The sequence below is a fragment of the Pontibacter sp. FD36 genome (genome assembly GCF_015686655.1).
GTDB lineage: Bacteria > Bacteroidota > Bacteroidia > Cytophagales > Hymenobacteraceae > Pontibacter.
On the sequence record NZ_JADPMP010000008.1, the window covers coordinates 1 to 20117 of the forward strand.

Consider the following 20117-nt stretch of genomic DNA (forward strand, 5'->3'; position numbering starts at 1 on the left):
TGGGGCCTCTCCTTCAAGCCCAAGACCGACGACATGCGCGAGGCGCCCTCGCTGGTCATCATCGAGAAGCTGCTCGAGCGCGGTGCCAGGGTGAAGGCCTACGACCCGGTGGCCATGAAGGAGGCCAAGCACTCGCTCGGCGAGCGCATCGAGTACGGCAAGGACGAGTACGAGACCCTGATCGACGCCGACGCGCTCCTGCTAGTGACCGAGTGGCCCGAGTTCCGCTCCCCGAACTTCGCCGTGGTGAGCAAGCTGATGAAGGAGAAGGTGGTCTTCGACGGCCGCAACATCTACGACTGCAAGGAGATGGAGGAGAAGGGCTTCACCTACTTCGGCATTGGCGTCAAGCAGGCCAAGGTGCAGCAGGAAACTAAAGCAACTGTATAAGTATGGCCAGAAAAAGAGTATTAGTAACGGGCGGAGCCGGTTTTCTGGGCTCCCACCTGTGCGACAGATTCATAGCCGAGGGCTACCATGTGATCGCAATGGACAACCTGATCACGGGTAACCTCGAGAACATAGAGCATCTTTTCAAGCTCGAGCAGTTTGAGTTCTACCACCACGACGTGTCCAAGTTCGTGCACGTGCCGGGCGAGCTCGACTACATTCTGCACTTCGCTTCGCCGGCCAGTCCGATCGACTATTTGAAGATTCCGATCCAGACGCTGAAGGTGGGCTCGCTGGGCACGCACAACCTGCTGGGCCTGGCCAAGGCCAAAGGCGCGCGCATGCTCATCGCCTCCACCTCGGAGGTGTACGGCGATCCGCTAGTGCACCCGCAGAGCGAGGATTACTGGGGCAATGTGAACCCGGTGGGGCCGCGCGGCTGCTACGACGAGGCCAAGCGCTTCCAGGAGGCCATGACCATGGCCTACCACATGCACCACGGGCTGGAGACGCGCATTGTGCGCATTTTCAACACCTACGGTCCGCGCATGCGACTGGACGACGGCCGTGTATTGCCTGCTTTCCTGAGCCAGGCACTTCGCGGCGAGCCGCTGAGCATCTTCGGCGACGGCAGCCAGACGCGCTCCTTCTGCTACGTAGACGATTTGGTGGAAGGCATCTATCGCTTGCTGCTGAGCGACTACCCGTACCCGGTGAACGTGGGCAACCCGTCCGAGATCACCATCAGGCAGTTTGCCGAGGAAATCTGCAAGCTGACGGGCGCGGAGCTCAACATCGAGTACCAGCCGCTGCCGACCGACGACCCGCAGAAGCGCCAGCCGGACATCTCAAAAGCCAAAGAGGTGCTGGGCTGGGAGCCGAAGGTAGACCGTGCCGAGGGGCTGCAAAAAACACTAGAGTACTTTAAGGAGAAAGTGAAATTGCCTGTCGAACGTGTAGTAGATTAGGCGCTTTGCAAATAAACACAGAAGGGCCCTGACACTTTGTGATGTCAGGGCCCTTCTGTGTTTATATCCTTTGGTGAGCTTAAATCTTTTTGTGCGCCTTCATAAAGTCTTTCGCTTCCTTATTAGCCGCATGTTTTTTGTCGGTTGTTTCCAGCACAATCCCATAATAGTGCTTCGCTGTTTTTAGCTCGCGCTCCTGTTTGGCAATGCGGGCAAGGTTCAAGTATGAATTGACAAAATAACCGGAATCACGCTCATTACTCATTTCAGCGTAAGTGATTGAGTTCTGGTAGTAAGCCTTCGCCTTTTGGAAATCACGATACTTATTCTGATTGATATAAGCCAGGATATAAGAGGCGTAACGTCCACTTACAGCTTCGTAGCCCGGCATGCGTCTGTCGAGCTTACTTAGAATGTCAAGGCATACCCGCTCTGCCATTGTAAAATGGCCCTGAACGAAGAGCGCCCGTGCATAAAAACGCTGGAAGTAAGCATTGTTCGGGTATTTTTCAACCAGCCCTTTTACCAAATCCAATGCAGCCTCCATGTTTCCTTCCTCATTGGCATATATCTTCATGAGGAAGAATTTAGCCTCTGTGCCGGTATAGAAACCGTTATTTGCCACATAGCGCAGCTGTTTTATACCTAGTCGCTTGTCGCCACTCGGGAAAAAAGCCAGCACAGGACGAAGCATCTTGTAGTTTTCATGAATCCAGATGGAGTAGTAGTTGAAGAGTGCCTCTCCAAACAAAAACTCAGGACTCAAGCCGTTGCCGGCCTTGGCTTTCTCTAAATATTCCAGTGATCGTTTGCTGGCAATAGTGGCTTTGCGCCAGTTGCTGCGCTCAGAGTGCAGGCGACCGGCAAATCCATTGGCAGCCGATAGAAAAAAGGCTGCTTCATAGTCTTTGTTATTCTGGTCATAAAGTGTCTCCGCTTTCTGGATGGTAGAATCCATGTAAGCAAAGAACAGGTCGTCGTATTGCGTAGTCTGTATGTTGGTAGGCACGATCTTCCACCATTGGCTGAGGCCCATCAGGAAGTAAGGAAGGGGATGATGCGGGTAGCGGCGACGCAAAGACTTGAATTGCTTTTCGGCCAGTTCGTACTTGAAGTTATACATGTTGTCCACGGCGCCCTCCAGTTCGTACTGGATCTCTTTGTCCATGAGCAGCATGCCTTTGATGTTTCCAGCCGCAGGTATAACCTCTACCGATTGTATTGTAACTTCTCGTATAGCTGTGTCAGACTGCGCCTTAGAGCCTTGACCCAAAGCAAAGTGTGACAGGATGATACTGAGAGATGCAAGTACAATCTTCTTCATAAGTAAAAAGGAAAATCCGGCGTATCGTGTTTGTAGCCTCCTTATCTGGTAAACAGGTAATAAAAGTACAACAATTATATTAATTTTGAATTGATACAAAAGAAATATTGCATGAAACTTCTGAAACAACTCTGCAGCATACACGCACCGTCCGGCAACGAGAAAAAACTAACCAATTTTTTGCTTAACTACATTGAAGGACATAAAGTTCAGTGGAAACAGCAACCTGTAATACTTTATGGGGAGGGCTTTCAGGATTGTATTTTGTTAATATTTGGGAAGCCCCGGGCTGCCATTTTTGCCCATATAGACTCCATTGGCTTTACAGTGCGCTACGGAAAGCAGCTCGTAAAAATAGGCGGGCCTGACCTGGAAACCGGTTATACGCTGGTGGGGGAGGACTCGCAGGGTAAAATTGAGTGTACGCTGGAGTTTGACGAGGAAGAGCACGAGATCAGCTACAGCTATGAGCGGGAGATAGAACGTGGGACAGAGCTTGTGTTCAAATGCGATTTCCGGGAAACAGATGAAACAGTACAATCGTGCTATCTTGATAACAGACTTGGTGTATGGAGCGCTTTAAAAGTTGCTGAGACTTTGGAGAATGGCATCATTGCGTTCAGCAGTTGGGAGGAGCACGGCGGCGGTTCGGTAGCCTACCTTGCCAAGTATACTGCGGAGCGCTACGGTGTGCATCAGGCGCTGATTTCGGATATTACCTGGGTAACGGAAGGCGTAAAGCCAGGCGAGGGCGTGGTGATCTCTATGCGTGACAGCCTAATACCTCGTCGATCCTATGTTGAGAAAATCATAGGTATAGCCAAAGCATCTGGTATACCTTATCAGCTGGAAGTAGAAGGTTCAGGCGGCAGTGATGCCAAGGAGCTTCAGCATGGCCCATACCCCTGGGACTGGTGCTTTGTAGGCGCTCCCGAAGACAATGTGCATACGCCTAATGAAATTGTTCATAAGAAAGATATAGAGAGCATGGTTGCGCTGTATAAGGAGCTGATGGAGAAGTTGTAGAGGAAGTGTTAAACAGAGGATTAAAAATGATATGACCCTACAAAGAGGCGAACTTCAGGAAGACAAGTTAAAAGATATCAGTCAGGGCGGAATCTATACAATTTGCTGCTTTGTGAGTGACTGTCCATGTGAGAGGAAAACATCCCCTTGCCCTCGCGGCTTTTTCTCTTTGTTTATTCAGGCAGTTAATGGTATTGAACTTGCAAAGCGTTACAATGCACCATACTATGTGGATTTCGGAAATCATAAATACCTCTATACTGATCCTACTAAAGCTGAGCAAAACTTCTGGAACTATTATTTTGAGAAAACCGGAGTTGAGTCTTATAATTTAAACAATGCAAAGTTTGTTAGGAATTCTTTATATGAAGTGTACCCATTCAGAATATGGAGCAGACGTCACTTCCTGAAAATGTACCACTCTGTAGTCAGCCAATTAAAATTTAGCGAGACCTTAGAGAAACATTTTGATGAGAAAAGGCTTTTGTACGAATCGCATAAAATCCTTGGAGTACAGATAAGGCGTACTGATCATGGGCAAGAAGTTGAGCAAGTGGGACTAAACGTATTTCTAAAGCTAATTGATCGCAAGCTGAGTAAATTCGACTATTTGTTTGTAGCTACTGACGATAATAAAGTGATCGATCTTTTATCGCAGCGTTATGGAAGCAAATTGATTTACAATAAAGCTGTAAGATCGAGTAATGATGAAGCTGTGCATTCTAATCTTAAAATTACAAACAGGTATGAGCTAGGGCAGGAGGCACTTATTGACTGTTATTGCCTATCACTTTGTAAACATTCAATCCTTATTCAATCAAATATCTCTTATGCGGCATTGCTATTTAATCCAAAGCTGTCCTACACTTTATTGGAGAAAGCTGGGTTTATGCAGAGGCTAAAACGAAAGGTAAGGTTTTGGCTAGATGAAATTAGAATGAGGGTCAGTTTTTGAAAGTATACTTGGTGATTACAAAATTGAGAAAGCCTCCTGCTAAAGGAGGCTTTTTTATGCTTCAAAATTTAATAAACCATGGAAGGGGAGGTGCAAAAAAAGAGTGATAACTGAAATCAGTGCAAATGATTAAGCTATAGGGCAATACTGGCTAGGTAGTGCATAAAGCTTTGAATGCAAATATTTGGAAAAGTCAAACGAATAGCCTTTCTTTAATAGCTCTATATAGCAATTTCAGAATCTCAACCCTTATTAACAAAACTAACTCTTATTGAATGGAAACTATTCTCTACGCAATTCCTGGATTTGGTCTGGCGGCCCTCCTGTATACCTTTATCAGGTCGGCTTGGGTAACGAAGCAAGCAGCGGGTAACGAACGCATGACGGAAATAGCCCGTCACATTGCCGACGGAGCCATGGCTTTTTTGAAAGCAGAGTACAAAGTGCTCTTCTACTTTGTGGTCATCGCCAGTATATTTCTCTTTTACCTGGGCTATACCGGTGAAAATTCCCACTGGACGATCGTCCTAGCCTTTATCATGGGTGCTCTTTTTTCGGCCGTTGCAGGCTTTATTGGTATGCGCATTGCCACGAAGGCCAACGTGCGTACGGCAGAAGCTGCCCGTACCAGTTTGTCGCGCGCGCTGAGCGTGTCTTTTGCAGGTGGCTCGGTAATGGGTATGGGCGTGGCTGGTCTGGCGGTGCTGGGGCTAGGCTCACTTTTCATCGTGCTCTACTACTTCTTTGTATACAGCGTAAACGGTAACGTGAATGGCCACGAGATGGAAGTGGCACTGGAAGTGCTTACTGGCTTCTCGCTGGGGGCTGAAAGTATCGCCCTTTTTGCCCGTGTAGGCGGTGGTATTTATACCAAAGCAGCCGACGTGGGCGCCGACCTTGTGGGTAAAGTAGAGGCAGGTATCCCGGAAGATGACCCACGCAACCCGGCTACTATTGCCGATAACGTAGGCGATAACGTGGGTGACGTAGCAGGTATGGGCGCTGACCTTTTCGGTTCTTACGTGGCTACTATCCTGGCAACCATGGTACTAGGTCGTGAAGTGGTTTCACAGGACAACTTTGGTGGCATGGCCCCGATCATACTTCCGATGTTCATTGCTGGTCTGGGTATCGTCTTCTCCCTAATCGGTATGCTATTTATTCGTGTAAAAGAAGGTGGCAATGTGCAGGCTGCTCTTAACCTCGGCAACTGGATCTCGGTAGCGCTGACGGCGGTGGGTGCTTATTTCGCCATCCACTGGATGCTGCCTGAGAACATGAACCTGCGTAACTTCGAGTTTACTTCAAACGGTGTATTTATCGCCGTGATCGTGGGTCTTGTAGTTGGTACGCTTATGAGTATCATTACAGAGTACTACACGGCCATGGGCAAAAAGCCTGTTAATTCTATCGTACAGCAGTCTTCTACCGGGCACGCTACCAACATCATCGCTGGTCTGGCGGTAGGTATGCATTCCACGGTACTGCCTATCATTGTGCTGGCCGCGGGTATCGTACTGTCTTACGCCTCGGCTGGTCTTTATGGCGTAGCTATCGCTGCGGCGGGTATGATGGCGACAACAGCTATGCAGCTGGCCATTGACGCCTTCGGCCCTATTGCCGACAACGCCGGTGGTATAGCCGAAATGAGCGAGTTGCCAAAAGAAGTGCGCGGCCGTACCGATATCCTGGATGCAGTGGGTAACACCACAGCTGCGACAGGCAAAGGCTTTGCGATCGCTTCGGCAGCTCTCACCTCACTGGCCCTTTTCGCGGCATTCGTAGGTATAGCCGGTATCGAATCCATTGACCTTTACAAAGCCCCTGTACTGGCGGGCCTCTTTATTGGTGCCATGATCCCATTCATTTTCTCGGCATTGGCGATTGCGGCTGTTGGCCGTGCGGCTATGGCCATGGTGCATGAAGTGCGCCGTCAGTTCCGCGAGATCCCGGGCATTATGGAAGGTACTGGTCAGCCGGAGTACGAGAAGTGCGTAGCGATCTCTACCAAAGCCGCTATCCGTGAAATGATGCTGCCGGGTGCCATTGCCCTGATCGTGCCGGTTGTGGTGGGTTTTGGCTTCAGAGACGTATTCTCAGATACTCCTTCAGCTGAAATTCTGGGTGGCCTGTTGGCGGGTGTAACCGTGTCTGGCGTACTGATGGCGATGTTCCAGTCTAACGCCGGTGGCGCCTGGGACAATGCCAAGAAATCGTTTGAGAAAGGCGTGGAGATCAATGGCAAGATGGAGTACAAAGGCTCCGATGCCCATAAAGCCTCTGTGACCGGCGATACCGTAGGTGACCCTTTCAAGGATACATCTGGCCCGTCTATGAACATCCTGATCAAGCTGATGTCGATCGTGTCATTGGTAATTGCACCTCACATTGCCACGGAACGTACCCCGGCTATACCTGAAGAGCCAAATCTGAACATGCAGATACAGCAGGAGGCACCGTCTACCGGGCAAATCATCAACCCTGAAAATACAGTTGTTATTGCCGGTCTGACAGCCAGATAACCAACACAGCTCTGTTAAGTATAAATAAGCCCAACTATTCGGTTGGGCTTATTTTTTATTATCCTTACCTTTGTTTACCAACAAGACCGATACGCTATATGGATCCCCGTACAATCACGATTCACGATTGTGACTTCAGTACCTACATGTACGAAGAAGAAATCATTGCACGCATAGTGATGCTGGCAGAGCAAATTGAGCAGGACTATGCTGGTAAAAACCCACTTTTTCTGGCAGTACTGAACGGGTCGTTCATGTTTACAGCTGATCTGATGAAGCGCATCAACATACCCTGCGAAATATCTTTCATTCGCATGTCATCTTATCAGGATATGCATAGCACTGGCCAGGTGAAGGAAGTTCTGGGGTTGACTGAGCAAATTGAAGGGCGTGATGTACTGATCATCGAGGATATCGTGGACACAGGACACACCGTGAATGCGCTGCTGCAACAACTTCGTGAGAAGAATCCTGCTTCGCTCGAGATCATAACACTACTGATGAAGCCTGAATGCCTGCAGCACCAGCTGGATGTGAAGTACGTGGCCAAGTCTATCCCAAATGACTTTGTAGTTGGCTATGGGCTCGACTATAATGGATTGGGTCGCAACCTGCGCGATATTTACAAAATCGTATCTTAGGGAGTCAGGCGTGCCCGAAGCAGAAAGGGCCGGCTCAGATTAGGCGCAACTCAAAAATTATTGAACAATACATCGATTTTATACTTAAATTTGTTTTTTATCATAAATCAAAGATATGCTCAACATCGTTTTGTTTGGCCCTCCTGGTGCTGGTAAAGGTACGCAAAGCCAAAAGCTGATAGATAAATATAACCTGATCCACCTTTCTACTGGTGATTTGCTCCGTTCTGAAATTGCCGCTGGTACTGAACTGGGCATGAAGGCCAAGTCGTTGATGGACAACGGTATACTGGTTCCAGACGAAGTGGTGATCGGCATGATCGAGAACAAAGTGAAAGAGCACAGCCAGGCAGGCGGTTTTATCTTTGACGGTTTCCCGCGTACTGTGCCTCAGGCGCAGGGGCTGGATAAGCTTCTAATGGACCATGGCACCGAAATTTCGTGCATGATCGCATTGAAAGTAGACGATGAAGAATTAACCAAGCGTCTGTTGCTGCGCGGTGAAACTTCTGGTCGTCCGGACGATCAGAACGAAGAGCTGATCCGCAAGCGCATACAGGAATACAACACCAAAACCACGCCGGTAGCAGACTACTATGCAGGTCAGAACAAGTACTGCGCAGTAGATGGCATTGGTGAAATTGAGGAAATCTTCGCAGATCTTTGCGAGCAGATCGACTCGCTGAAAGAGAAGCAGCAGAAGTAACAGCCCAAAGCGGCTTTCTTTAAACTTCATACAGAAAGGTATAAGCAAACCGGAACTTTGATGCTCCGGACTTGCTTATACCTTATAATTTATACCTATTAGCATTACCTACATTGGCCCAATCCAACTTTATTGATTACGTAAAAATCTGTTCCCGCTCCGGTCACGGTGGCGCTGGATCTGCGCACCTGCACCGCGACAAACGCACTGCCATGGGTGGCCCTGACGGCGGCGATGGAGGCAGAGGAGGCCATATCATTCTGCGTGGCAACGCCCAGCTTTGGACTTTGCTGCACCTGCAGTACCGCAAACACGTGATTGCCGAAAACGGCCAGAACGGAGGCCCAAGCCACTCTACCGGTGCACAGGGTAAAGACGATGTGCTGGAGGTTCCACTTGGAACAATCGCCCGCAACGCTGAAACCGGCGAGTTCATGTGCGAGATCACCGAAGACGGGCAGGAGATCATCCTGACGCCAGGCGGCCGTGGCGGACTGGGCAATGCCCACTTTAAGTCGCCTACTAACCAGACACCGCGCTATGCACAGCCAGGAGAGCCAGGTATAGAGGAATGGGTGATTCTGGAACTGAAGCTTCTGGCTGATGTTGGTCTGGTGGGTTTCCCGAACGCGGGCAAATCTACTTTGCTTTCGGTAGTGTCAGCTGCCAAGCCGAAGATCGCCAACTATGCCTTTACTACCTTGGAGCCTAACCTGGGAGTAGTGGCCTACCGCGATTACAGGTCCTTTGTAATGGCCGATATTCCGGGTATTATCGAGGGTGCTTCTGAAGGCAAAGGTCTTGGCCTGCGCTTCCTGCGCCACATCGAGCGTAACTCTATGCTACTTTTCATGATTTCGTGTGACAGTCCGGATATCGCAGAGGAGTACAAGGTGCTAGTGAACGAGCTGCAAACCTACAACCCGGAGCTACTCGACAAGAAGCGCATTCTGGCCATTACCAAAACAGATATGATTGATGATGAGCTGGAAGCTGAAATGCGCGAAACGTTGCCGAAAGGTATTCCAACGGTGTTCATCTCGAGCATGACGCAGAAGAATATCACCCAATTGAAAGATATGATCTGGTCGGCGCTTAACTCGTAGTCCACCAGTCTTCTCAAATATACAGATCGGTAGGGGCTGCAGAGCTTGCTACCGATTTTTTTTGAGGTGCAACAATTAAATAAATGTCAATCTGACACAAAAACAGAATTGGCAAGACAATTGAAAAGACAAAGTAGACCTATCAACCTATAATTCTTAAGGCATTATGTCAGAGAAAGATATCAAGAAAGAGCAGGAAAACACAGAACTAGAGGATAACACTGCCAATAAAGAAGAAAACAACGGACAGGAGCAGGCGGAGGAGACAGTAGAAGAAACTGGCTCTGAAACCAAAGCAGAAGCCGAATTGGCAGAGATGAAAGACAAATACATCCGTTTGATGGCAGAGTTTGAGAACTTCAGACGCAGAACTGCCAAGGAGCGCATGGACTTGCTCAAAACAGCCAACGAAGACCTGATGAGCGAACTGTTGCCTGTACTGGATGATATGGAGCGTGCCCGCCAATCGATGGAGGCAACTAAAGACGTGGACGCGATGTTGCAGGGCCTGGAGCTGGTGTTCCATAAGCTGAAGCACGTGACGCAGCTCAAAGGTTTGAAGCCAATCGTAATCAACGCTGGCGATGATTTTGACAGCGACCTGCACGAGGCGGTAACACAAATTCCGGCGCCGTCAGAGGAACTGAAAGGCAAAATAGTAGACGTAATCGAGAAGGGCTATACCTTGAATGAGAAGGTGATCCGCTTCGCGAAAGTTATAATAGGAGCTTAAGCAATGGCTAAGAGAGATTATTACGAGATTTTAGGAGTAAGCAAGGGAGCAAGTCAGGAGGAGATAAAGAAAGCTTACCGTAAGCTCGCCATCAAGTTTCACCCCGACAAGAACCCCGACGACCACACGGCGGAAGAAAAGTTTAAGGAGGCGGCTGAGGCTTACGAAGTACTGAGCGACCAGCAGAAGCGCCAGCGCTATGACCAGTTCGGTCATCAGGGCATGAACGGCGGCTTCGGCGGAGGTGGCGGTATGAACATGGAAGATATCTTCTCCCAGTTCGGCGACATCTTCGGTGGCGGCGGTGGCGGCTTCGAGAGTTTCTTTGGCGGCGCTGGCCGTCAGGGAGGCCGACGTACCCGCAAAGGCAGCAACCTGCGCATTAAGCTAAAACTCAACCTCGAGGAAATTGCCAACGGCGTTGAGAAAAAGATAAAAGTAAAACGCTATGTGGCCTGCGGCACCTGCGGCGGAAACGGCGCCAAGAACGGCACTGAAATGCAGACCTGCGGCTCTTGTCAGGGTTCAGGTCAGGTACGCAAGGTAGTGAATACGATGCTGGGCCAGATGGTGAGCACGGCAACCTGCCCTACCTGTAATGGCGAAGGCCGTATCGTGACCAAAAATTGCGAAGCCTGCCACGGTAGTGGACGCGAACTACAGGAAGAGGTGATCACGATCAACGTACCGGCGGGCGTAATGGACGGCATGCAGCTCTCGATGAGCGGCAAAGGCAACGTGCCGGAGCGTGGCGGTGTACCGGGTGACCTGCTTATTCAGATTGAAGAAGAAGAACATCCAAGCCTGAAGCGTGACGGCAATAACGTGATATTCGACCAGTACATCAGTTTTATCGATGCTGCGCTGGGTGCTGATATCGAAGTGCCAACGATTGGTGGCCGCGTGAAGATCACGATCAAGCCGGGTACACAGAGTGGCGAGATTTTCAGGTTGCGCGGCAAAGGCGTGAAAGATATCAACGGGTATGGCAAAGGCGATCAGTTGATCCACATCAACGTGTGGACGCCAAAGACGCTGAGCAGCGAGGAGCGCGCCACTTTGGAGCGCCTGCGTGACTCCAACAACTTCGCACCGCACCCGGGCAAGAGCGATAAGGGCTTCTTTGAGAAAGTAAAAGACTATTTTCAGTAAGCCTCACAGCGACTAGATAAACAAAAGCCTGCCTTTTCAGTAGAGAAGGCAGGCTTTTTATTGCCACTATAATGCGGCGCTCGTATTTGGTATAGCCTATACCTGCGTTAGTCGATTAAGTATAGTGCTTTATTGATATTGCTTGTCACTCAGCCCTAAAAAGGCTATTTTTGAACATACCAAAAGGTTAACAGCATTGAGCATTCTTAAAATAGATGGCGTAACCAAGCGATACGCTAACCACACTGCCCTTGACAACGTCAGCTTTGATATACCGCAGGGTTGCATTTTCGGCTTGCTGGGCCCAAACGGTGCCGGTAAGACGTCCCTGATCCGCATCATCACTCAAATTACAGGAGCCGACTCAGGTGAGATATATTTCAAAGGCGAAAAACTGCGACCATCCCACATCAAGGACATGGGCTATTTGCCTGAAGAGCGCGGTCTGTATAAAAAAATGAAGGTAGGGGAGCAGCTGCTATACCTTGCCCAGCTCAAAGGCCTGACGAAAGACGAAGCCATTGCCCGCATTAAGGAATGGGTGGCCCGCTTTGAGATAAAGGAATGGATGAATAAGCACATCGAAGACCTTTCCAAGGGGATGCAGCAAAAAGTACAGTTCATGGCCACCGTCATGCACCAGCCTTCCCTGATCATTTTGGACGAGCCTTTCTCTGGTTTCGACCCGATCAATGCCAACCTGATCAAAGACGAGATACTGCGCCTGCGTGACAACGGGGCAACTATCATCTTCTCGACGCACCGCATGGAGTCAGTGGAGGAGCTTTGCGATAACATCGCCCTGATCAACCGCTCCCGCAAGGTGCTTGATGGACCGGTGCGCGAAATTAAAGACACTTACAAGACAGATACCTACCAGGTGATCGGCAACGGGCAATTGCTGATTACGTCACCTGACTTTGAAGTGCTGGAGCAGCATGATAACCACGGTGTGTTCCGGGCTTCCATCCGCCTGCTCGATGGCGCTTCGCCAAACGACCTGCTGCGTTACCTGATTCAGCGTGTAGAGGTACACTCCTTTGTGGAGCTGGTGCCGAGTATCAATGACATATTTATCCGAAAAGTAAAAGAAACTTACCATGCATAAGATCTGGCTCATTATACAGCGCGAATACCTGACACGCGTGCGGAAGAAAAGCTTCATCATTATGACCTTCCTGACTCCGCTGCTGCTGGCCGCCTTCATGGTGATACCTGCCTGGCTCGCCACTATTTCAGACAGTGAGGATGTGGTGATGGTGCTGGACGAAAGCGGGCTCTTTGCAGATAAGCTGGAAAGCCGCGAGGACCTGAAGATTATCCCGATAGCTGCCGGCTCGCTGGAGCAGGCTAAAGTTGCCTATCAGGAAACGGACTATACAGCCCTGCTACACATCCCACAACTTGATCTGGACAAACCTGAAGGTATACGGCTCTATTCAAAGAAGAATACCAGTCTGCAGGTGAAATTCAGGCTGGAGAATATGCTCGAAAAGGAGATTGAGAGTCAGCGCTTCATGGCCTCAGGTATAGATCGCGACATGCTCAACAAAATGAAGGCTAACATTACTATGACCACTGTGAACCTAAGTGAAAGAGGTGAGCGTGACAGTAATGTGTGGGTAACATCTGGCGCTGGCATCATTGGGGCTGTGATCATTTATTTCTTCATCTTCCTGTATGGCGTACAGATTATGCGCGGTGTGATAGAGGAGAAGACCAACCGTATTGTGGAGGTGATGATCTCATCGGTGAAGCCTTTCCAGCTCATGATGGGCAAGATTGTAGGTATAGCCGGTGTGGGATTGACGCAGTTTTTACTTTGGGTGGTACTGTCGGCCATTGTCGTGAGTGGAGTGCAGGCAGCCTTTGACATTAAACCGGCGCCTACCCCAATTGAGCAGATGCAGTCGGGACGTGCCATGGCAACAGGTGAAGAGGAATCTCCTGAGACAGAAGAATCAAGCCAACAAAATACCTTATCCGAAGTGAGCAGCGCCATCTCGAACCTCAACTTCCCGCTTTTGTTAGGCAGTTTCCTGTTCTACTTCCTGGGCGGTTACTTGCTGTACGGCTCCCTGTTTGGGGCCATTGGTGCGGCTGTGGATAACGAGACAGATACGCAGCAGTTTATGTTTCCGATCACAATCCCGCTGATTATTTCCTTCATCATGTCCTACACCGTGGTGATACAGAATCCGGATGGCCCAGTAGCTTTCTGGATGTCGATCATTCCGTTTACATCCCCGATTGTGATGATGGTGCGCATACCTTTCGGAGTGCCTGCCAGCGAGCTCCTGCTTTCCATGGGACTTCTTATTCTGGGCTTCATCTTTACGACCTGGATTGCCTCCAGAATTTATCGGGTAGGTATATTGATGTACGGCAAGAAGATCAACTACAAAGAACTATCTAAGTGGTTATTCTACAGGGTATAGCTACTCAGGTATAGATTTAAAATTAGCATAGCTGGTTCTTCGGGGCCAGCTATTTTTTTGTAACTTGATAGAGCGAAGCACTTAAGAAACATGATAAAAATTTCACTCTTTACACTCCTGGTTCTCATGTTCAACACAGGTATAGCCGCTGCCACCGAAGCTGATAAAGACAAGCCTGCCTACCAACTCTTCACGGCAAAGGGCAAGCAGGTAAAGTATAGCAAAATGCTGGACGAACTGCAGAAGGCCGATGTGGTGCTGTTTGGTGAGCAGCACAACGACCCGATTGCGCACTGGCTGCAATTAGAAGTGGCCAAAGACCTGCACAAGGCTCACCACCAGCCCTTCGCCATAGGAGCCGAGATGTTTGAAGCCGATGTGCAACTGGTGCTGAACGAGTATCTATCAGGGCAGGTGGCGGAGAACAACTTTGAGCAGGAGTCGCGGCCATGGAACAATTACAAAACCGACTACCGACCTGTGGTGCGCTTTGCGAAGAAAATGTCGATACCTTTTGTCGCGACCAATGTGCCGCGCCGTTACGCTGCCATGGTATCAGGAGGTAGCCTGAAGGCGTTGGAGCATGTATCGGCAGATGCCAAACGCTATATTGCGCCACTACCGGTGCAGGTCGATATGGACCTGCCTGGGTATAAGAATATGCTGGCGATGTTTGGTAACGGCACACATGGCAATACCAAGAGCGAAAACATTGTGCAGGCGCAGGCCTTGAAAGATGCCACCATGGCTCATTTCATCCTGCAGCAGGTAAACAACGGCAAAAAGATGCTGCATCTGAACGGCGCTTACCACTCTGACAATTTTGAAGGCATAGGCTGGTATCTGAAGCAGGGCAATCCGCAGCTCAAGACTATGACCATCACCACCGTACTGCAGGAAGACCTGGACAAGCTGACAGAGGAGCATAAACAGAAGGCGGATTTTATTCTGGTAGTGCCGGCAACTATGACGCGAACCTACTAAGAGTGTGCTTATGCTGGTAGCTACATTCTCCTGGGTGACTTTCCTTATAGCAGCCTTTGTAGGAATCTGTGTCGTGAGTTATATCAAGATTAAACCTGTTATGCAGAGGCATGGGCTCAGAAAATTCACAGTGTGGGCTGCTGCATTATCTTTCATTCTTTTGAGCTTCCTGTTCATCTACTCCACAAGCCTTGCTATCTGGCGACATTATCCCGATACAGAATTTGATCAGGCAGAGAGGTGGGAAGAGCCGGATACAAGGTATAAGATGACAGATGACTTAATTGCTCGTGAGCTGCTAATTGGGAAGAACAGAGCGGAAGTTGAAAAGTGGCTGGGTACTATAGGAAGAGAAAATCAAAGGAATGAAAGGTGGAAATATTATACTGGGCGTTTGCCAGGTCCTTTCTCTTTATTACCCCATGTAATTGATATTGAGTTTAAAGAAGGCACCGTAGTGAGGGTTACGCAGTATGATGATCGCCACTGATAAAACAACAAAGCCCGGCCAATTGGCCGGGCTTTGTCTTTCTAAAGAGAAAGAAGGTACTTTTTAGCTTATGCAGAAAATGAGCTACCGCAACCGCAGGTGCTCTTAGCCTGTGGGTTGTTGAAAACGAAACCACGGGCATTCAGGCCGTCCTGGAAATCAACTTCCATACCCAGCACATACATTGCATGTTTCTTGTCCATGATCAGGTTCAAACCTTCGAGGGTGTAAATCTCGTCAGAGTCTTTTGCCTTGTCAAAGCCCAGCAGGTAGGACATACCAGAGCAGCCACCGCCTTGCACGCCAATGCGCAGGCCGTATTCAGCAGGTACGTTTTTCTCTTGCATTATATTTTTAACTTCAGCCAGTGCTTTTTCAGTAAGCGCTATCGGTGCAGTTTTTGTTTCAGTTGCCATAATCTGTTCAAATTTGAAATGGAGCTGCAATTTACGCAATTACTCGCAATTTTGCTGCAGCTCTCCGGTGTATTAGCTAAACAGCTATACCTGGAAAATGATTCATGCCAACCTAAATTAATTTTTTCCGATATTTAAGGTTCAAAACAATCGCAAATGGAAGAAGGTACCAACATTATACTCGATATACTCAAAATCTCTATACCTGCCATTCTGGTGGCCGCAGTAGCTTACTCTATGCTGAAAAAGTTTTTGGAGCGGGACTATAAGCTGCGTTTGCTGGAGCTACGCCATAAAAATGCAGAGGTCTTGACGCCTATCCGGCTACAAGCCTATGAGCGCATTGTGTTGTTATTGGAGCGCATTACCCCAAGCAACCTCCTGTTACGGGTGAGTGGGGGAGGCCACACAGCCGCCGAATATCACCGTATCCTGCTCACCGAAATCCGAAACGAGTTTAATCACAACATGTCGCAGCAGGTATACATGACTGACCAGGCCTGGCAGCAGGTAAGGCACGCCCGCGAAGAAGTTGTGAACCTGATCAACAAATCTTTCCAAAGCCTTGACGAAAAGGCAAAAGGCACGGAACTGGCCAAGCGCATTCTGGAAAACGTGCTCAACAACGAAATTGACCCAACTGCTAGAGCCATCAGCTATCTAAAGCAGGAGATAGGGCAGGTGTTTTAATATAAAATTCTGAACTTGATAGTGGCCGGAACCCGCTTCATGTCCTCAATTACTTTCTTGTCATACAGCTTGTCGATGTCGGTGATCACGTAGCCGATCTGCTCGTTGGTTTTCAGGTACTGACCCAAGATGTTCACCTGGTTGCCGGCCAGCACACTGTTTATGTTGGCGAGTACACCTGGCACGTTTTGGTGGATGTGAATCAGGCGGTGCGCATTCTTGAGCTCTGGCAGCTGGATGTTCGGGAAGTTCACGCTCTGGTAGCTGTTGCCCGTGTTGATATACTCCATAATGCGGCTTGGTACAAAAGTGCCGATGTTCTCCTGCGCTTCCTGTGTGCTGCCACCGATGTGCGGAGTCAGGATGACATTGGGCAGACCACGCAGTTCGCTTACAAACTCCTCGTCATTGGTGGCCGGCTCGTAAGGGTACACATCCACCGCCGCGCCACGAACCTTACCTGATTTTAGGGATTCCACCAGAGCAGGCAAATCCACTATATGGCCACGGCTGAGGTTCAAAAAGATAGCCCCGTCTTTCATGGCGGCAAATTCTTCTGCACCGAACATGCCCTGGTTGCTGGTGCGACCGTCTACGTGCAGGCTCACAATGTCAGCTGTTTGAAGCAGTTGTTTCAGCGTCTCACATTTACGGGCATTGCCAAGCTGTAGTCTCTCCACCACATCGTAGTAGTATACCACCATGCCCAATGCCTCGGCCAGCACCGACAGTTGCGCCCCAATGCTGCCGTAGCCGATTATACCCAGTTTTTTGTCACGTACTTCTACGCTGCCGGTAGCAGACTTATCCCATATGCCCTGGTGCATTTTAGTGCTTTTGTCAACGGCATTACGGCAAAGCATGATAATTTCACCGATGGCTAGTTCCACTACGCTACGGGTATTGCTGTAAGGCGCATTAAACACGGCCACACCGGCATCCAGGCAGGCGCTCAGGTCGATCTGGTTGGTGCCGATGCAGAATGCACCGATGCACATCAGTTTGTTGGCATGCTCGAGCACACGCTTCGTCACCTGCGTTTTAGAACGTATACCCAGCACCGAAACATTCCTGATCCGCTCACATAGCTCATCCTCACTCAAAGCTCCCGATACAGTCTCGATCTGATAGCCTTCGCGTTTGAAAAGTTCTACTGCTTTAGGGTGTACGTTCTCCAGCAAAAGCACCCGGATGCGGTTTTTGGGATAGGAGATAGCCATCGGCAGTTTGTGTTGGTACAGGAACTCGTCCAAGCTCGGGGCCACGTCGTCAGCTTTCGCTACTACACTGTCGCGCACTACGTTTTCGGTGAAGGCATAGAACTTATTGGCCAGTCCGGCTTCTTTTATTTCATAGTCGGTATACCCATCGCCCAGCACATAAACATCACCCTCCAGCGCCAGCTCTTCGAGTAGTTTTATCTTGCCCCGGTCCAGACACAGCAGGTTCTCTTCATCGAAACCGACGATATTGCCTTGTTCATCAAACCTGAAAGTATTAGCGTAAATGTTTTCTTCCTTGATGCCATACTCCGTCACGATCGGGGTGATAAACTCTTTGAAGCCACTTGATACGATCAGGATATTATCGGCGTAGGCCTGGAAGAACTCTTTGTTGCGCTTGATGGAATCCGAAACCTTGGTTTGCAAAAGCTGGATTAGTGGCTTCAGATGCCGGCGGTTCGCTTTGAGTAAAGCCAGCCGTTTGGACAAGCCTTCGGTAAACGAACTCTTCCCCTCCATGGCGCCATTGGTCAGGTCCTTAATTTGCTGCAGAATCTCGTCTTTATTCTCCTCACCCGCCAAACTTATTTCGCCCAGTTCATCCAGTGCCTCTACCTGTGTAAAAGTGCTGTCGAAATCGATGATGTAGTACTTGTCTTTTGCCATAGTTTGGTCGGGTATGGGGTTTAATTCGGTTAAGAAGCACTATTTTCCTTAGCTTGCCAGAGCCGAGCGGGGGCAATGTAATGTATATGGCGCGAGCGTCCTCGCTCGTGACTTGCTATGGTGGGGCCTCTGGCCCTTTTTAATCAGTAGCGGCCAGCCTGTCTCGGGGAGGCCCCTTCTATAATCAGTACGAGCGAGGACGCCCCGAATCGTGTCCGGGATCTTCGACTCGCGCTATAAAATCTAGAACTAAAGAGCCCTGTATTCAAAGGGAGCTTTTACCCGAAACTCCTCTCCGGGGTAGAGGCCTCTAAGAGAAGAGGGCGGCGAGTGTTTTTTATCTCACAATCCAGATCTCTCCCTACCTCGAGATGACAGCGATAGGATGACACACCAAAGTAAATATAAGGCATAAAAAAATCCGGCAACAGGAATAGCGGCCGGATTTTTCTACAATTTATTTCTGCTCTACAAGGGGTTGCCTGTTTCAGCCAGTTGCGCGTCGATGATGCGCTGGTAGAATTGCTCATAGAGCGGCACAATCTTATCGATATCAAAATGATGAGCACGGGCCAAAGCATTTGCCTTGAAGGTAGGCAGGTTGGCGTCGTCGAGGATGTGCAGGGCGTTTTTCACCATGTCATCCACATCGCCTACTTCGCTTACGAAACCGGTTACGCCGTGTACATTGAGTTCAGGTATACCGCCGGCGTTGGTTGAGATAACGGGCACTTCGCAGGCCATCGCTTCGAGTGCGGCCAAACCAAAGCTCTCTTTCTCCGATGGCATCAGGAACAAGTCAGCAATGGACAGCACTTCTTCTACTGCCTCCAGTTTACCAAGGAAACGCACGTCATTGCAGATTTTCAGGTCGCGGCAGAGCTTCTCCATTTTAGGCCGTTCAGGTCCATCACCAACTAGCAGGAGCTTTGATGGCATTTGCTCGCGCACCTTAGCAAAAATCCGGATAACGTCTTCCACACGCTTCACGCCCCGGAAGTTGGAGGTATGCACCAACAACTTCTCGTTGTTTGGGCTGATCGCTGCCCGGAAGTGCTCTTTCTTCTGGCGCTTGAATTTTTTCAAATCAATGAAGTTTGGAATCACCTCAATGTCTTTCTCAATCTGGAAGAACTCGTACGTTTCAGTGCGGAGACTCTCCGAGACAGCCGTCACGCCATCGGACTGGTTGATGCTGAACGTGACCACTGGCTCAAACGATGCATCCTTGCCTACCAGCGTGATATCCGTGCCGTGCAGGGTGGTGATAACAGGTATGTAAATGCCTTTGGTGCGCAGGATCTGTTTGGCCATATAGGCTGCCGACGCATGAGGTATGGCATAATGCACATGCAGCACGTCAAGCTTTTCAAAACGGGCGATGTCTACCATTTTGCTGGCCAGCGCCAGTTCGTATGGCGGGTACTGAAAGAGTGGGTAGTTCGGGATGTATACCTCGTGGTAGGAAACATTCTCGTTAAAAAAATCCAGTCGGGCTGGCTGGCTATAGGTGATGAAGTGCACCTGGTGGCCTTTTAGTGCCAGTTCCTTGCCGAGCTCTGTGGCAACCACGCCACTTCCCCCAAAGGTAGGATAACAAACTATTCCGATTTTCATGGTTTTATGCTGAGGAAACAACAAGTGCAGCCCTATGCGGAGCTGCACTCGTAAAATTATCCTTTTTTAT

General features: G+C 49.4%; 19 protein-coding genes. 15 read left to right on the forward strand and 4 right to left on the reverse strand.

The genetic code is table 11. The annotated features are described in order from the left end of the window. Both I0P70_RS12035 and I0P70_RS12040 read left to right on the forward strand, forming a co-directional pair. Nucleotides 1–390 (forward strand): UDP-glucose/GDP-mannose dehydrogenase family protein (locus I0P70_RS12035; RefSeq protein ID WP_255531017.1); only part of this gene is annotated, 390 nt, incomplete at its 5' end. Nucleotides 391–392: 2 nt separating this feature from the next. Next, nucleotides 393–1358, forward strand: a complete 966-nt coding sequence (locus I0P70_RS12040; RefSeq protein ID WP_196118112.1) for a UDP-glucuronic acid decarboxylase family protein — start codon at nt 393–395, stop codon at nt 1356–1358. 79 nt (nt 1359–1437) lie between these two features. On the opposite strand, the gene I0P70_RS12045 is transcribed toward I0P70_RS12040, so the two are convergent. After that, on the reverse strand, nt 1438–2682 hold the full coding sequence (locus I0P70_RS12045) for a lipopolysaccharide assembly protein LapB (protein WP_196118114.1): 1245 nt from the start codon (nt 2680–2682) through the stop codon (nt 1438–1440). Between the two features lie 111 nt (nt 2683–2793). On the opposite strand from I0P70_RS12045, the gene I0P70_RS12050 reads away from it, so the two are divergent. The 12 genes from I0P70_RS12050 to I0P70_RS12105 all read left to right on the forward strand — a co-directional run bounded on the left by I0P70_RS12050 (nt 2794) and on the right by I0P70_RS12105 (nt 15435). Further along, nucleotides 2794–3708, forward strand: a complete 915-nt coding sequence (locus I0P70_RS12050) for a M20/M25/M40 family metallo-hydrolase (protein WP_196118116.1) — start codon at nt 2794–2796, stop codon at nt 3706–3708. 31 nt (nt 3709–3739) lie between these two features. After that, nucleotides 3740–4663, forward strand: coding sequence for a hypothetical protein (locus I0P70_RS12055; RefSeq protein ID WP_196118118.1), 924 nt, complete (start codon nt 3740–3742; stop codon nt 4661–4663). A gap of 275 nt (nt 4664–4938) precedes the next feature. Then, nucleotides 4939–7185 carry a sodium-translocating pyrophosphatase gene (locus I0P70_RS12060; RefSeq protein ID WP_196118120.1) on the forward strand — a complete coding sequence of 749 codons (2247 nt, stop codon included), beginning with the start codon at nt 4939–4941 and terminating at the stop codon, nt 7183–7185. Nucleotides 7186–7283: 98 nt separating this feature from the next. Then, on the forward strand, nt 7284–7826 hold the full coding sequence (gene hpt, locus I0P70_RS12065) for a hypoxanthine phosphoribosyltransferase (protein ID WP_196118121.1): 543 nt from the start codon (nt 7284–7286) through the stop codon (nt 7824–7826). Between the two features lie 115 nt (nt 7827–7941). After that, a complete protein-coding gene (locus I0P70_RS12070; RefSeq protein ID WP_196118123.1) occupies nt 7942–8532 on the forward strand; it encodes an adenylate kinase in 591 nt (196 codons plus the stop codon). Between the two features lie 113 nt (nt 8533–8645). Beyond that, nucleotides 8646–9638, forward strand: coding sequence for a GTPase ObgE (gene obgE, locus I0P70_RS12075; RefSeq protein ID WP_196118132.1), 993 nt, complete (start codon nt 8646–8648; stop codon nt 9636–9638). Nucleotides 9639–9804: 166 nt separating this feature from the next. Further along, on the forward strand, nt 9805–10371 hold the full coding sequence (locus tag I0P70_RS12080; protein WP_196118143.1) for a nucleotide exchange factor GrpE: 567 nt from the start codon (nt 9805–9807) through the stop codon (nt 10369–10371). A gap of 3 nt (nt 10372–10374) precedes the next feature. Further along, the gene (dnaJ, locus tag I0P70_RS12085; protein ID WP_196118145.1) at nt 10375–11523 is read left to right on the forward strand and encodes a molecular chaperone DnaJ; all 1149 of its coding nucleotides are present in this window, start codon (nt 10375–10377) and stop codon (nt 11521–11523) included. A gap of 196 nt (nt 11524–11719) precedes the next feature. Next, a complete protein-coding gene (locus tag I0P70_RS12090) occupies nt 11720–12631 on the forward strand; it encodes an ABC transporter ATP-binding protein (protein ID WP_196118157.1) in 912 nt (303 codons plus the stop codon). After that, on the forward strand, nt 12624–13961 hold the full coding sequence (locus I0P70_RS12095) for an ABC transporter permease (RefSeq protein ID WP_196118159.1): 1338 nt from the start codon (nt 12624–12626) through the stop codon (nt 13959–13961). The genes I0P70_RS12090 and I0P70_RS12095 overlap by 8 nt, the downstream gene beginning before the upstream one ends. 90 nt (nt 13962–14051) lie before the next feature. Then, nucleotides 14052–14945, forward strand: coding sequence for a ChaN family lipoprotein (locus I0P70_RS12100; RefSeq protein WP_196118162.1), 894 nt, complete (start codon nt 14052–14054; stop codon nt 14943–14945). A gap of 10 nt (nt 14946–14955) precedes the next feature. Then, nucleotides 14956–15435, forward strand: a complete 480-nt coding sequence (locus I0P70_RS12105; RefSeq protein ID WP_196118164.1) for a hypothetical protein — start codon at nt 14956–14958, stop codon at nt 15433–15435. A gap of 68 nt (nt 15436–15503) precedes the next feature. On the opposite strand, the gene I0P70_RS12110 is transcribed toward I0P70_RS12105, so the two are convergent. After that, nucleotides 15504–15851, reverse strand: a complete 348-nt coding sequence (locus I0P70_RS12110; protein ID WP_076422951.1) for an iron-sulfur cluster assembly accessory protein — start codon at nt 15849–15851, stop codon at nt 15504–15506. Nucleotides 15852–16007: 156 nt separating this feature from the next. Here I0P70_RS12110 and I0P70_RS12115 point away from each other — a divergent pair, with 156 nt between their 5' ends. After that, nucleotides 16008–16541, forward strand: coding sequence for a hypothetical protein (locus I0P70_RS12115; protein ID WP_196118166.1), 534 nt, complete (start codon nt 16008–16010; stop codon nt 16539–16541). Here I0P70_RS12115 and serA read toward each other — a convergent pair. Together serA and bshA are read right to left on the reverse strand one after the other, a co-directional pair. Then, nucleotides 16538–18430 carry a phosphoglycerate dehydrogenase gene (serA, locus tag I0P70_RS12120; RefSeq protein ID WP_196118167.1) on the reverse strand — a complete coding sequence of 631 codons (1893 nt, stop codon included), beginning with the start codon at nt 18428–18430 and terminating at the stop codon, nt 16538–16540. The genes I0P70_RS12115 and serA overlap by 4 nt on opposite strands. Before the next feature lie 468 nt (nt 18431–18898). Beyond that, nucleotides 18899–20047 (reverse strand): N-acetyl-alpha-D-glucosaminyl L-malate synthase BshA, encoded by a 1149-nt coding sequence (gene bshA, locus I0P70_RS12125; protein ID WP_196118169.1) that lies wholly within the window; start codon nt 20045–20047, stop codon nt 18899–18901. Nucleotides 20048–20117: the final 70 nt, after the last annotated feature.